The organism is Aquihabitans sp. McL0605 (assembly GCF_049993875.1).
GTDB lineage: Bacteria > Actinomycetota > Acidimicrobiia > Acidimicrobiales > Iamiaceae > Aquihabitans.
Window position 1 is genome coordinate 3366852 of record NZ_CP188252.1, and the last position, 12417, is coordinate 3379268.

14 protein-coding genes are annotated in these 12417 nt (G+C 70.6%); 10 read left to right on the top strand and 4 right to left on the bottom strand.

The annotated features are described in order from the left end of the window. Window positions 1-12: 12 nt before the first annotated feature. Window positions 13-453 carry a nuclear transport factor 2 family protein gene (locus ACPPVX_RS15485; protein ID WP_426571468.1) on the bottom strand — a complete coding sequence of 147 codons (441 nt, stop codon included), beginning with the start codon at window positions 451-453 and terminating at the stop codon, window positions 13-15. A 100-nt stretch (window positions 454-553) separates the two neighbouring features. On the opposite strand from ACPPVX_RS15485, the gene ACPPVX_RS15490 reads away from it, so the two are divergent. The 6 genes from ACPPVX_RS15490 to ACPPVX_RS15515 all read left to right on the top strand — a co-directional run bounded on the left by ACPPVX_RS15490 (window position 554) and on the right by ACPPVX_RS15515 (window position 6218). After that, window positions 554-2191, top strand: coding sequence for an AMP-binding protein (locus ACPPVX_RS15490; RefSeq protein ID WP_426571469.1), 1638 nt, complete (start codon window positions 554-556; stop codon window positions 2189-2191). A gap of 64 nt (window positions 2192-2255) precedes the next feature. Continuing rightward, complete coding sequence (locus ACPPVX_RS15495; protein ID WP_426571470.1) at window positions 2256-3086, top strand: TauD/TfdA dioxygenase family protein; 831 nt, start codon at window positions 2256-2258, stop codon at window positions 3084-3086. Further along, on the top strand, window positions 3083-3688 hold the full coding sequence (locus ACPPVX_RS15500) for a carboxymuconolactone decarboxylase family protein (RefSeq protein WP_426571471.1): 606 nt from the start codon (window positions 3083-3085) through the stop codon (window positions 3686-3688). The genes ACPPVX_RS15495 and ACPPVX_RS15500 overlap by 4 nt, the downstream gene beginning before the upstream one ends. A 62-nt stretch (window positions 3689-3750) precedes the next feature. Then, entirely contained in the window at window positions 3751-5046 is a 1296-nt protein-coding gene (locus ACPPVX_RS15505; protein WP_426571472.1) for an aromatic ring-hydroxylating oxygenase subunit alpha, read from the top strand. 14 nt (window positions 5047-5060) lie between these two features. Next, the gene (locus ACPPVX_RS15510) at window positions 5061-5390 is read left to right on the top strand and encodes a hypothetical protein (RefSeq protein WP_426571473.1); all 330 of its coding nucleotides are present in this window, start codon (window positions 5061-5063) and stop codon (window positions 5388-5390) included. Between the two features lie 126 nt (window positions 5391-5516). Further along, the gene (locus tag ACPPVX_RS15515; protein ID WP_426571474.1) at window positions 5517-6218 is read left to right on the top strand and encodes a TetR/AcrR family transcriptional regulator; all 702 of its coding nucleotides are present in this window, start codon (window positions 5517-5519) and stop codon (window positions 6216-6218) included. Here ACPPVX_RS15515 and ACPPVX_RS15520 read toward each other — a convergent pair whose 3' ends face one another. Further along, a complete protein-coding gene (locus ACPPVX_RS15520) occupies window positions 6219-6506 on the bottom strand; it encodes a DUF1330 domain-containing protein (RefSeq protein ID WP_426571475.1) in 288 nt (95 codons plus the stop codon). A gap of 44 nt (window positions 6507-6550) precedes the next feature. Further along, window positions 6551-7795, bottom strand: a complete 1245-nt coding sequence (locus ACPPVX_RS15525; RefSeq protein WP_426571476.1) for an amidohydrolase family protein — start codon at window positions 7793-7795, stop codon at window positions 6551-6553. Between the two features lie 95 nt (window positions 7796-7890). Here ACPPVX_RS15525 and ACPPVX_RS15530 point away from each other — a divergent pair, with 95 nt between their 5' ends. Then, window positions 7891-8655: an SDR family NAD(P)-dependent oxidoreductase gene (locus ACPPVX_RS15530; protein ID WP_426571477.1), complete on the top strand. Its 765-nt coding sequence runs from the start codon at window positions 7891-7893 to the stop codon at window positions 8653-8655. Here the strand turns inward: ACPPVX_RS15530 and ACPPVX_RS15535 are convergent. Next, window positions 8639-9280, bottom strand: a complete 642-nt coding sequence (locus ACPPVX_RS15535) for a TetR/AcrR family transcriptional regulator (protein WP_426571478.1) — start codon at window positions 9278-9280, stop codon at window positions 8639-8641. The two genes, ACPPVX_RS15530 and ACPPVX_RS15535, sit on opposite strands and share 17 nt — an antisense overlap. Before the next feature lie 39 nt (window positions 9281-9319). Between ACPPVX_RS15535 and ACPPVX_RS15540 the strand changes: the two genes are divergently transcribed. The 3 genes from ACPPVX_RS15540 to ACPPVX_RS15550 are packed head-to-tail and all read left to right on the top strand — an operon-like array spanning window position 9320 to window position 12416. Then, window positions 9320-10621 (top strand): acyl-CoA dehydrogenase family protein, encoded by a 1302-nt coding sequence (locus tag ACPPVX_RS15540; protein ID WP_426571479.1) that lies wholly within the window; start codon window positions 9320-9322, stop codon window positions 10619-10621. Beyond that, window positions 10618-11637 (top strand): phosphotransferase family protein, encoded by a 1020-nt coding sequence (locus ACPPVX_RS15545; RefSeq protein ID WP_426571480.1) that lies wholly within the window; start codon window positions 10618-10620, stop codon window positions 11635-11637. Before ACPPVX_RS15540 ends, ACPPVX_RS15545 begins: the two co-directional genes overlap by 4 nt. Next, window positions 11634-12416, top strand: a complete 783-nt coding sequence (locus ACPPVX_RS15550; protein ID WP_426571481.1) for an enoyl-CoA hydratase-related protein — start codon at window positions 11634-11636, stop codon at window positions 12414-12416. The genes ACPPVX_RS15545 and ACPPVX_RS15550 overlap by 4 nt, the downstream gene beginning before the upstream one ends. The last annotated feature ends 1 nt before the right edge of the window (window position 12417 follow it).

Consider the following 12417-nt stretch of genomic DNA (forward strand, 5'->3'; position numbering starts at 1 on the left):
GGCCCTGGCCGATCAGGGAGCGGTGGGCTGGGGGCGGGACGGGTCGTGCGGCCGGCCCGAGTCGCGGACGCCGCTCTTGCGCAGGAACGTCATCGACCGGGTGTGCAGGCGCCACCCGGCATCGGTGCGGCGGTAGGTGTCGGTGTACCAGCCGATGCGCATGTCGTGGGTGGTCTGCTCCACGAAGCACAGCGGCTGGCGGCCGGTCCCGGTGCCGGCGGCCCCGTCGAGGTCGAGCGCCGGGGTGCCCACCATGAACAGGCCCTTGGGCGCGGCGGCGACCAGCGCCGGGAAGTCGACCAGGGGGTAGGTGTCGCCGAACGCGGAGTAGGAGCCGTCGGTGGTGAACACCTCCATGACCGAGTCGATGTCGTCCATGGTCATGCCCACGGCGTAGCGGGCGAGCAGCTGCTCGATCTCGGTGATGTCGCTGAGCTGCGCCTGGTCCACCATCTGCCCTCTGGTTTCGGTCGGTGTAAACATGGGTTCTGTCGGACGATAACGAAGTTCTCCAATTCCGGCAACAAGGCTGATCGAGCGAAGGAGTGGCGTGATGGGTGCAGCCAGCGGATCGTTCACGGACGGTTGGACGCCTCGGGCGGTGCCGGCCGATCTGGCCGCGCGCTACCGCGCGGAGGGCTGGTGGAACGACGCCTCGCTGGGGTCGACCGTGGCGCTCGGGCTCGAGCAGATGCGCGACGAGGTCTTCACGGTGCGCTCGCAGGTCCGGCCGTGGCGGGGCACCTTCGCCGACGTCGACCGGGCGGCGCGGGCGCTGGCCGGCTCGCTGCGGGCCCGGGGCGTGGGCGCCGGCGACGTGATCGTGTTCCAGCTGCCGAACTGGGTCGAGGCCGGCATCACCTTCTGGGCGGCGAGCTACCTCGGCGCCATCGTCGTGCCCATCGTGCACACGTACGGGCCCAAGGAGGTGGGCTACATCCTCGGGGCCACCGCGCCCGACGTGCTGGTGACCGCCGACGCCTTCGGACGCACCGACTTCCTCGCCAACTACGAGGGCCTGCTCGCCGACCACCCGGTGCCGCTCTGGCTCGTCGCCGGCGCCACCCCGGCCGCCCAGCTGCCGCCGGGCGCCACCGCGTTCGACTCGCTCCTCGACGGTCCGCCGGTCTCGGAGCCGGCGGCCGTCGACCCCGATGCGCCGGCGATCATCGCCTTCACCTCGGGCACCACCCGCAACCCCAAGGGCGTGGTCCACACCCACCGCACGATCGGCTTCGAGACCCGCCAGCTCGACTTCATGTTCCCGAAGGGCGGCCCGCCGCAGATCACGGGGGCGCCGGTCGGCCACTTCATCGGGATGGTCAACGCGTTCCTGGTGCCGCTGCTGCGGATCCGCTCGGTGAACCTCATCGACGTCTGGGACCCGTCAGAGGTGCTGCGCCTCATGGACGAGGAGGGGCTCGGCGTCTCGGGTGGCGCCACCTACTTCCTCACCAGCCTGCTCGACCACCCCGACTTCACCGACCGGCACCTCGCGCTCATGCCCTACGCCGGGCTGGGCGGATCGAGCGTGCCGATCGCCGTCACCCAGCGCGCCACCGACCTCGGCATGAAGGTCTTCCGCTCGTACGGCAGCACCGAGCACCCGTCGATCACGGGCTGCCTGCTGACCGATCCCGAGGTGAAGCGCCTCACCACCGATGGCCGGGTGATGCCCGGCGTCGAGCTGCGCCTCGACGCTGACGGCGAGATCTCCAGCCGCGGGCCGGACTGCTCGATGGGCTACACCGACGCGGAGCTGACGGCGGCGATGTTCAGCGCGGACGGCTGGTACCGCACCGGCGATGTGGGCGTGCTCGACGACGAGGGCTACCTCACGATCACCGACCGGGTGTCCGACATCATCATCCGGGGCGGCGAGAACATCAGCGCCCAGGAGGTCGAGGAGCTGCTGATGGGCCTGGCCCCGGTGGCCGAGGTGAGCGTGGTTGCCGCACCCGACGCCCGCCTGGGCGAGCACGCCGCGGCCGTGTTCAGCGTGCGCGCCGGCGCCGCCGCCCCCACGCTGGCCGAGGTGCAGGCCCACCTGGCCGGTGCCGGCCTGGCCAAGCAGAAGTGGCCGGAGTCGCTCCACGAGGTGGCGGCGTTCCCCCGCACGCCGTCGGGCAAGGTCCAGAAGTTCAAGCTCCGCGACCAGATCCGCGACGGAGAGCTGCCGCCGTACTCCTGATGGAAACGACGTTCTTCTTCTTGTATAGTCACCTTCTGCACAGGCACGAGCCGGAGGACGAGACATGGCTGCACTGACGACGGAGAGGCTGGGGGACGCGGTCGGGGCGCAGGTCCTGGGCGTCGACCACGACCGCCTGCTCGACGACCCGGAGCTGCCGGCGCTCATCCACGACGCGCTCGAGGAGCACGGCGCGCTGGTGTTCCGCGGCCTCCACCTCGACGACACCACCCAGGTGGCGTTCAGCAAGCGGCTCGGTTCGGTGGAGACCTCGCCCCGCTCCGATCCGCCCGAGATCTTCCGGGTCACCCTCGACCCGGCCAAGAACCCGTCCGCGGCCTACCTGCGCGGCACGTTCGACTGGCACATCGACGGCATGACCGACGACATCCCGATCATGGCCACCATCCTGAGCGCCCATGCGGTGGCCGCCACCGGAGGCGAGACCGAGTTCGCCAGCTCGTACGCCGCGTACGAGGACCTGAGCGACGATCAGAAGGCGTACTGCGAAGCGCAGCGGGTGGTCCACACCTTCGAAGCGGCGCAGCGCCTCAGCAACGACGACCCCACGCCCGAGGAGCTGGCCAGGTGGCGCCAGCGCCCCTCCAAGGAGCACCCGCTGGTGTGGCACCACCAGTCGGGCCGGAAGTCGCTGGTGCTCGGCGCCACCGCCGACCACGTCGTCGGCTTCGATCCCGACGAGAGCAAGGCGCTGCTGGCCGACCTGCTCGACCGGTCCACCGCACCCGAGCGGATCTACCGCCACGAGTGGGCGGTGGGCGACACGGTCATCTGGGACAACCGCGGGGTGCTCCACCGGGCGTGCCGCTACGACCCCACGTCGGCGCGCGACATGCACCGCTGCACGCTGGCCGGCGACGAGCCGGTCAAGTGACCGTCCCGGTCCCGCCCGCCGACGGCCCTCGCATCGCGCCGCTCGCCCCCGCCGACTGGCCGCCCGAGATGCGCGGCGCGCTCGCCGCCATCCGCCCGGCCGAGCCCCGCCACCCGTTCCCGTCGCGCGACCCTGGGCGGCCCAAGGGCCTGAACGTGCTGGGGACGCTGGCGCTGCACCCGCAGCTCGCCACCGCCTTCCACACCTTCAACGGCCACCTCCTGTTCAACACCACGCTGACCACGCGCCAGCGCGAGCTGCTCGTGCTGCGGGTGGCAGCGGTGCGCGGCTCCGCCTACGAGTGGGCGCAGCACGTGGTCCTGGCGGGCGACGTCGGCCTCGAGCCCGACGAGGTCGAGCGGATCGCGGCCGGCGGTGCCGAGGGATGGGATCCGCTGGAGGCGGCGATGCTCGCCGCGGTCGACGAGCTCATCGCGGAGGGGGCCCTCGGCGACGCCACGTGGGCGGCGCTGGCCGAGCACCTCGACGCCCAGCAGCTGCTCGACCTGATCTTCACGGTGGGCGCCTACGACGCCCTGGCGATGGCGCTCGGATCGTTCCGCGTGCCGCTCGATGACGACCTGATCCAAATCCGGGAATGACCTTCTCTTTTTCAGAGACCCGTGATATCGTCTCCTGACGAACCGACGAAGGAACGCACGACATGGCTCACTTCCCGAAGCCCGCCGAGGGCAGCTGGACGCAGCACTACCCCGACCTCGGCACCGGCACCGTGTCCTACGAGGACTCGATCTCGCCGGAGCACTACGAGCTCGAGCGCAAGGCGATCTTCTCCCGCACCTGGCTCAACGTCGGGCGCATCGAGCAGCTGAAGCGCACCGGCAGCTACTTCACCAAGGAGCTCGCGGCTGCGGGCACGTCGGTGATCGTGGTGAAGGGCGGCGACGGTGAGGTCCGCGCCTTCCACAACATCTGCCGCCACCGCGGCAACAAGCTCGTGTGGCAGGACTACCCCAAGGAGGAGACCAGCGGCAGCTGCCGGCAGTTCACCTGCAAGTACCACGGCTGGCGCTACGACCTCGAGGGGGCGCTGACGTTCGTCCAGCAGCAGGACGAGTTCTTCGACCTCGACCTGTCGGAGTTCGGCCTCGCCGGCGTCCAGACCGAGGTCTGGGAGGGGTTCATCTTCGTGAACCTCGACCCCGACAACACCACGACGGTGGCGGAGTACCTGGGCAAGCTCGGCACCGGGCTCGAGGGCTACCCGTTCGGCGAGATGACCGAGGTCTACAAGTACCGGTCCGAGATCGGCGCCAACTGGAAGCTCTTCATCGACGCGTTCGCGGAGTTCTACCACGCACCCGTCCTGCACGCGAAGCAAGCCACCGACGAGGAGTCGCGCAAGCTCCAGGGCTACGGCTTCGAAGCGCTCGACTACCGCATCGAGGGCCTCCACGGCATGGTCTCGTCGTGGGGCGGCATGGCGCCGCCCAAGGACCCGGGCATGGTGAAGCCCATCGAGAACGTGCTCCGCAGCGGCCTGTTCGGCCCCTGGGACCGGCCCGAGATCGACGGCCTCGACGTGCTGCCCGAGTCGCTCAACCCCGCCGGGCACCCGGCGTGGGGCGTCGACACCTTCGTGCTGTTCCCCAACTTCATGCTGCTGGTGTGGGCGCCGGGCTGGTACCTCACGTACCACTACTGGCCGACGTCCTACAACACCCACACCTTCGAGGGGACCCTCTACTTCGTGCCCCCGAAGAACGCCACGGAGCGCCTCCGCCAGGAGCTCGCCGCCGTCACGTTCAAGGAGTACGCGCTCCAGGACGGCAACACCCTCGAGGCCACGCAGTCGATGATCGAGTCGCGAGCGGTGACCAGCTTCCCGCTCAACGACCAGGAGATCCTCCTGCGCCACCTGCACAAGACCGCCCGCGACATGATCGCCGACTTCGAGCAGCCCGCCGAGACGCCCGTCGGCATCTCGGCCGCCTCGTGACCCAGGAGCCCTCGATGACCGCTTCCCTTCCCGCCGAGTTCTCCGACCTCGCCCCGTTCGCCGACTGGGTGCTCGAGCACGAGGCCGAGCGCTACGCCAAGCGCCTGGCCAGCTCCATGGACGAGCTCCAGGTGTTCTACGACGCCGCCTTCCCGCGCCTGGCCGACGCCACCGCGTACCTCGACGGCTTCGAGCTGGACGCCCTGCCCGACGACGCCACCCACCTGCTGTGGCTCCTGTACTCGCTGGTGAACGTGTCGTTCCCGGTGGAGGTGTGGCGCCAGGCCCGCGTCCCCGACAGCGGGGCCGCCACCATGGACCAGATCGTGGAGCCTGCGGTCTGAGGTTTCGGCGTCTGAGGTTTCGACACGGAGGGCCCGATGTGAAGATCGTCACTCTCCGCTTGCGCAAGCGCTCATCAGGCGTCGCAAGACTCTCGTTCTACCCCACCTCGGACTAGCCTCTCATCCATGGCCACGAACGAGACCCCTGCCGATCCGCCGGCCCCCGCCAGCTGGCGGGACCAGGCGGTCGCCCGCTCGCTCGACTCGGCTCGCGTGCGCGCCGAGAGCCGCGTCCAGCGCTTCCTCGACGCCGCCCTGGAGCTGATGAACGACAACGCCACCGGCAAGGAGTTCACGGTCCAAGAGGTCGTCGAGCGCTCCGGCCAGTCGCTGCGCAGCTTCTACCAGTACTTCGGCGGGAAGCAGGAGCTGCTGCTCGCCCTGTTCGAGGAGTCGGTCCGCTCCACCGCCGACCTCCTCGGCGACAAGGTGGCCGCCGAGCCCGACCCGCGCGAGCGCCTGCACCTGTTCGTCGTCGAGTACTACCGGATCTGCCGGCCCACCAGCCGCGGCGCCACCCGCAAGGCGCCGGCACGGGCCCTGGCCGAGTTCGCCCAGCAGCTCCTCACCGCCCAGCCCGACGAGGCTGCCCGCGCCTTCGACCCGCTGGTCACCCTGTTCGAGGGCGTCCTCAAGGACGCGCAGGAGGCCGGCGTGATCCGCGCCGGCGTGCCGCTGCGCCGCGTGGCCGGCGTCGTGCTCGAGGCCATCATGTTCAACGCGTTCTCGAGCACCATCGGCGGCGCATCGGCGGGCACCAAGACCGACGATGCGGCCGAGGAGCTGTGGGGGCTGATCTTCTACGGGATCGGCGCCCCGGAGGCCTGATCAGAAGCCGTTGATGATCACGCCGTGGCTGGTGGTGGCGGCCTGACGGACGGCGGCGGCCTCCTGGTAGGCGGGGGAGTCGTACCACTCGCGAGCCAGCTCGGGCGTGTCGAACTCCAAGATGACGGTGCGGCCCGGCCACTCGCCCTCGAGCACGTCGGCGTTGTCGTCGAACGCCAGCACGCGGGCGCCTGACGCGCCGATGGTGGGGATGGCGAGCTCGTTGTACTTGGCGATCCCCTCCTCGTCGTGGATGGTCTCGGTGAAGATCACGTAGGCCTTGCCCATGGTGGTGCGCTCGTCTCTGTGCGGGGTGGTCGGTCGGAGTCGTTCTAGTCGCGGCGGTAGACCCGGCCGCCCTTCATCACGAAGCGGACCTGCTCCGTGACGCCGATGTCTTCGAGCGGGTTGCCCGGCACCGCGATCACATCTGCGAGCAGGCCGGCATCGAGGCGGCCGCGGTCGTCGACGTCGATCAGCTCGGCCGCGACGGTGGTGGCGGCGCGGATGGCCTGGAGCGGGGTCATGCCCCGGTCGACGAGGGCCAGCAGCTCCTTGGCGTTGCGGCCGTGGGGGATGGCGGGGGCGTCGGTGCCGCAGGCCACCTTGGCGCCCTGGGCGATGGCCTTCGAGATGGTGGCCTTGGCCTGCGGGAAGACGATGGCCGCCTTCGCCTGCAGCTCCGGCGGCGCGTGCGACACGTCCATGCCGTCGGCCAGGTAGGTGGTGGCGACGAGGAACGTGCCCTGCTCGATGAACGTGGCGAGCGTCTCGTCCGACATCAGCGAACCGTGCTCGATGCAGTCGATGCCGGCGGCCAGCGCCGCTTTGATGCCCTGGTCGCCGTGGGCGTGGGCGGCCACCTTGAGGCCGGCGCGGTGGGCCTCGTCGGCGATGGCGGCCAGCTCCTCGTCGGAGTACTGCTGGGCGCCGGCGGGACCGGTGTGGCTCATGACGCCGCCCGAGGCGCAGACCTTGATGACCTGGGCGCCGTACTTGATCTGGTAGCGGACGGCCTTGCGGACCTCGTCGATCCCGTTGGCGATGCCCTCCTCGACGGTGAGCGGCAGCACGTGCGGGGCGAACGCCTGGAACATGGTGGGGTCGAGGTGGCCGCCGGTGGGGCAGATGGCGTGGCCCGCCGGCACGACGCGGGGGCCGTCGACCCAGCCGAGGTCGATGGCCTTCTTGAGGGCGACGTCGAGGAGGATGCCGTTGGTCTGGATGAACAGGCCCAGGTTCCGCACGGTGGTGAACCCGGCCCGCAGGGTGCGGGCGCCGTTGGTGACGCCGCGCAGGGTGCGCACCGCCGGGTCCTCCTGCACCGCGGTGAGCGGGCTGCGGTGGTCGGGGCCGCCGAGGAACAGGTTGACCTCCATGTCCATGAGGCCGGGGAGGAGGGTGACGTCGCCCAGGTCGATCACCTCGGCGTCGTCGGGCACCGAGGTGGGGGAGACCTCGGCGATCCGCTCGCCGTCGATGAGCAGCGAACCGGGCTCGATCAGCTCGCCCGCCGTCACGTCGAGCATGCGGGCGGCGCGGACGTGGATCGGGTGGTCGGGCAGGCGGCGAGGCATGGGGGCTCCTGGGAGATACGGCGTTATCGCTGGACGCGAACGTAGTTATCGTAGAGCAACGGCGCCGGGTCCGCTCGGCCGGTACGGTCCGCCGCATGACCGACCTGAAGGCCCTGCACGACCTGACCGGCAAGGTGGCCGTCGTCACCGGCGGCTCGCGAGGGATCGGGCGGGCGATCGTGCAGATCCTCGCCGAGGCCGGCGCCGACGTGGTGATCGCCTCCCGCAAGCTCGACGCGTGCGAGGCGGCGGCGGCGGAGGTGCGGGCGTCGACGGGCCGGAGGGCACTGCCGGTGGCCTGCCACGTCGGCCACTGGGACGAGTGCGACCTGCTGATTGACCGCACGCTGGCCGAGCTCGGCCGCCTCGACGTGCTCGTGAACAACGCCGGCATGTCCCCGCTGTACGAGCGGCTCGACGCGGTCACCGAGGAGCTCTACGACAAGACGCTGGCGGTCAACCTGAAGGGCCCGTTCCGGCTGGCCGTGCTGGCCGGCACCCACATGGCGGCGCACGACGGCGGCTCGATCATCAACATCTCCACCACCGGCTCGCTGGTGGCCAGCACCCACGAGCTGCCCTACGCCTGCGCCAAGGCCGGGCTCAACGCCATGACCGTGGGCCTGGCCGAGGCCTTCGCCCCGAAGGTGCGGGTCAACACGATCCTGCCCGGGCCCATCCGCACCGACATCACCAACGTGTGGCCGGCCGAGGCGCTCGAGGGCGGCTTCGTCCCGCTCAAGCGGCTGGGCGAGCCCGACGACATCGCGCCGCTCGCCCTCCACCTGGCGAGCGCGGCGTCGAGCTACACCACCGGCGCGAGCATCCGCGTCGACGGGGGCCTCACGCGGAAGGTGTGACCGCCCCGAGGCAGAAGGCCACGATGCGCCGCTTCACCGCCGGGGTGGGGCGCTCGCCGGCCCACAACAGATCCGAGAGCAGGCCGACCACGGCGTGGGCCACCAGCGAGGCGTCGAGCTCGGGGTCGCTGCTGCCCAGCTCGGCGAAGGGCTCGTGCAGCAGGGTGCCGAGCGGGGCGCTGGCCGAGGGCCGGGTGGCGGTGTCGATCGCGGCCCCGCCGCCGTTCCAGAGCACGGCGAGCGTGGTGGCGGCGATGTCGGGGTCGGCCGCCTGGGCCAGCACCCCGTCGACCCAGCGGGCCACCGCATCCTGCGGGGTGGCCGCCTTCGACATCTGGTGGGCGAGGTAGCTGCGCAGCCGCTCGGTGCCGTCCTCGAGGATGGCGGCCACCAGCCGGTCCTTCGATGCGAAGTGGCGGTAGAAGGCGTCGTTCGACAGGCCGGCGGCGGCGACGATGTCGGCCACACGGGGCTTCGAGCCGGTGCCGCGCTCGCGCATGGCGTCGCGGCCGGCATCGAGCAGGCGGCGGACCTCGTCGGAGTAGCTGGCCTCGCGCCCCGCCACCGTGGCCGCGGCGATCCGGGCCGCAACATCGTTCCCCGTGACGCTAATTGACTTCTCCATATCCAGAATTCTATTCTGACGGCACAGGGAGGTGCCAACATGACATGGGACTTCGAGACAGAACCCGACTTCCAGGCCAAGCTCGACTGGGCCGCGGCATTCGTGAAGGAGGAGGTCGAACCGCTCGACCTGCTCTTCCACGGGCTGGCGTTCACGCCGCCCGACGCCAAGCTGAAGGCGATCATCGACCCGCTCAAGCAGCAGGTCCGCGACCAGAAGCTGTGGGCCACCCACCTCGGGCCCGAGCTGGGCGGTGAGGGCTACGGCCAGCTGAAGCTGTCGCTGCTGAACGAGATCCTCGGCCAGTCGTCGTGGGCGCCGATCATCTTCGGGTGCCAGGCGCCCGACACCGGCAACGCCGAGATCATCGCCCACTACGGCACGCCCGAGCAGAAGGAGCGCTACCTCGAGCCGCTGCTGGGCGGCGAGCTGTTCTCCTGCTACTCGATGACCGAGCCGCAGGCCGGCTCCGACCCGTCGCTGTTCGAGACCAGCGCGGTCCGAGACGGCGACGACTGGGTCATCAACGGCTGGAAGTTCTTCTCCTCCAACGCCAACACCGCCGCGTTCCTCATCGTCATGGTGGTCACCAACCCCGACGTGAGCGTGTACGAGGGCATGTCGATGTTCCTGATCCCGACCGACACGCCTGGGATCGACATCGTCCGCAACGTGGCCCTGGCCGGCGAGCCCGATGCCGAGGGCTCCCACGCCCTCATCCACTACGACAACGTCCGGGTGCCGGCCGAGGCCCTGCTCGGCGGTGAGGGCCAGGCGTTCGCCATCGCCCAGACCCGCCTGGGCGGCGGCCGCATCCACCACGCCATGCGCACCATCGGCATGGCCCAGAACGCGCTCGACATGATGTGCGAGCGGGCGCTCAGCCGGAAGACGGCCGACGGCCGCCTGGCCGACAAGCAGTTCGTGCAGGGCTACATCGCCGACTCGTACGCGCAGCTCAAGCAGTTCCGGCTGTTCGTGCTCTACACGGCGTGGTCGATCGACAAGCACAACGACTACCGCAAGGTGCGCAAGGACATCGCCGCCATCAAGGTGCTCATGCCCGGCGTGCTGCACGACATCGCCCAGCGGGCCATGCAGGTCCACGGCGCGCTCGGCGTCAGCAACGAGATGCCCTTCCACAACATGATGCTGGGGGCCGCCGTCATGGGCCTGGCCGACGGGCCCACCGAGGTCCACAAGGTCACCGTGGCCAAGCAGGTCCTGCGGGACTACCAGCCGAGCGACGACCTGTGGCCCACCCAGCACCGGCCCAAGCGCCTGGCTGCCGCTCGCGAGAAGTTCGCCGAGCACCTCGAACTCGAAGTGGGGAACCTGTGATCGACACCGACCGCCTGACCACCTGGCTCGACGAGACCGGTCTCGTCGGCGACGGCAGCCCGCCCAAGATCACGTTCGTGTCCGGCGGGACGCAGAACGAGATCTACGAGATCGAGCGCGGCGACCTCCACGGCGCCCTGCGCATCCCGCCCCCCGAGGCGCCCGAGAGCCGGGACGACGGGATCCTCCGCGAGTGGCGGATCATGGAGGCGCTCGAGGGCACCGACGTGCCCCACCCGCCGGCGCTCGCCGTGTGCACCGACAAGAGCGTGCTGGGCCGGACCTTCTACGTGATGGGCTACGTCGACGGCTGGTCGCCCATCAACGTCGACGAGTGGCCCGAGCCCTTCTACTCCGACCTCGACGCCCGCCAGGGCCTGGCGTACCAGCTGGTCGAGGGCATCGCCCTGCTGTCGAAGGTCGACTGGCAGGCCAAGGGCCTCCAGGACCTGGGCCGGCCCGAGGGGTTCCACGAGCGCCAGGTCGACCGGTGGACCGCGTTCTTCGACCGCGTCAAGGCGCGCGAGGTCCCCGGCTTCGACGAGGCCGCCGCCTGGCTGCGGGCCCACAAGCCCATCGACTACATCCCCGGGCTGATGCACGGCGACTACCAGTTCGCCAACGTGATGTACGAGCACGGCGGGCCGGCCAAGCTCGCCGCCATCGTCGACTGGGAGATGGGCACCGTCGGCGACCCCAAGCTCGACCTCGGCTGGGTCGTGCAGAGCTGGCCCGAGGACACCAGCGGCGGGGCGGGCACCGTCGCCGGCTACGTCGACATGACCGGCATGCCGTCTCGCACCGAGGTGCTCGAGCGCTACTCCGAGGTCTCGGGCCGCCAGGTGGACGACATGGACTACTACACGGTCCTCGCCAAGTGGAAGCTCGCCGTGGTGCTGGAGCAGGGCTTCCAGCGGGCGGGCGACGACATCAAGCTCCAGTCGTTCGGGCCCGTCGTCCTGCAGTCGATGCAGGAGGCGGCCGACTTCGCCGAGTCGTCGGACTACCGGGGATGACCGACGCGGACGACGATCTCGTCTTCGAGCGCCACGGCGGGGTGCTGGTCCTGCGCCTGAACCGGCCCGACGCCCGCAACGCCCTCACGTTCGAGATGATCACGCAGATCGGCGAGACCATCCTGAGCGCGGAGGCCGACCCCGCCGTCCGGGTCGTGGTGCTGATCGGCACTGGCGACAAGGCGTTCTGCGCCGGGATGGACCTGCGGTCGTTCGCCGCCGGCGCCACCTTCGAGTCGGTCCCCGCCGCCGAGCGCGCCGCGTACCTCCGCCTGATGCGCGGCGAGGTGGAGGTTCCGCTCGTCGGCGCGGCCAACGCCACCGCCCTGGCCGGCGGCCTGGAGCTGCTGCTCGGCTGCGACCTGATCGTGTCGTCCGACCAGGCTCAGTTCGGGCTGCCCGAGGTGAAGCGCGGCCTGTTCCCGGGCGGCGGCGGGACGTTCATCGGCCAGCGCATCCCCATGGGCATCGCCCTGGAGCTGGCGATGACCGGCGTGCCGATCAGCGCGGCCCGGGCCTACGAGATCGGTCTCGTCAACGCTGTGGTCCCGGCGGACGACGTGCTGGCGACGGCCGTCCGCCTGGCCGAGAAGATCGCCGCCAACGCCCCCCTCGGCGTCGCCGCGTGCAAGGACCTGGTGCGCCTCGCCGTCGCCGACCCCGAGCGCGCTCGGGAGAAGCTCGCCGAGTGGCAGCCCCGGGTGTTCCAGAGCCAGGACGCCATCGAGGGCTCGACCGCCTTCGTCGAGCGCCGCGACCCGGTCTGGCAGGGCCGCTGAC

What these genes read in the sequence shown, in the direction of transcription:
- ACPPVX_RS15485 (WP_426571468.1), bottom strand. Translation starts at nt 453, where the DNA reads ATGGTGGACCAGGCGCAGCTCAGCGACATCACCGAGATCGAGCAGCTG.
- ACPPVX_RS15490 (WP_426571469.1), top strand. Translation starts at nt 554, where the DNA reads ATGGGTGCAGCCAGCGGATCGTTCACGGACGGTTGGACGCCTCGGGCG.
- ACPPVX_RS15495 (WP_426571470.1), top strand. Translation starts at nt 2,256, where the DNA reads ATGGCTGCACTGACGACGGAGAGGCTGGGGGACGCGGTCGGGGCGCAG.
- ACPPVX_RS15505 (WP_426571472.1), top strand. Translation starts at nt 3,751, where the DNA reads ATGGCTCACTTCCCGAAGCCCGCCGAGGGCAGCTGGACGCAGCACTAC.
- ACPPVX_RS15510 (WP_426571473.1), top strand. Translation starts at nt 5,061, where the DNA reads ATGACCGCTTCCCTTCCCGCCGAGTTCTCCGACCTCGCCCCGTTCGCC.
- ACPPVX_RS15515 (WP_426571474.1), top strand. Translation starts at nt 5,517, where the DNA reads ATGGCCACGAACGAGACCCCTGCCGATCCGCCGGCCCCCGCCAGCTGG.
- ACPPVX_RS15520 (WP_426571475.1), bottom strand. Translation starts at nt 6,506, where the DNA reads ATGGGCAAGGCCTACGTGATCTTCACCGAGACCATCCACGACGAGGAG.
- ACPPVX_RS15525 (WP_426571476.1), bottom strand. Translation starts at nt 7,795, where the DNA reads ATGCCTCGCCGCCTGCCCGACCACCCGATCCACGTCCGCGCCGCCCGC.
- ACPPVX_RS15530 (WP_426571477.1), top strand. Translation starts at nt 7,891, where the DNA reads ATGACCGACCTGAAGGCCCTGCACGACCTGACCGGCAAGGTGGCCGTC.
- ACPPVX_RS15535 (WP_426571478.1), bottom strand. Translation starts at nt 9,280, where the DNA reads ATGGAGAAGTCAATTAGCGTCACGGGGAACGATGTTGCGGCCCGGATC.
- ACPPVX_RS15540 (WP_426571479.1), top strand. Translation starts at nt 9,320, where the DNA reads ATGACATGGGACTTCGAGACAGAACCCGACTTCCAGGCCAAGCTCGAC.
- ACPPVX_RS15550 (WP_426571481.1), top strand. Translation starts at nt 11,634, where the DNA reads ATGACCGACGCGGACGACGATCTCGTCTTCGAGCGCCACGGCGGGGTG.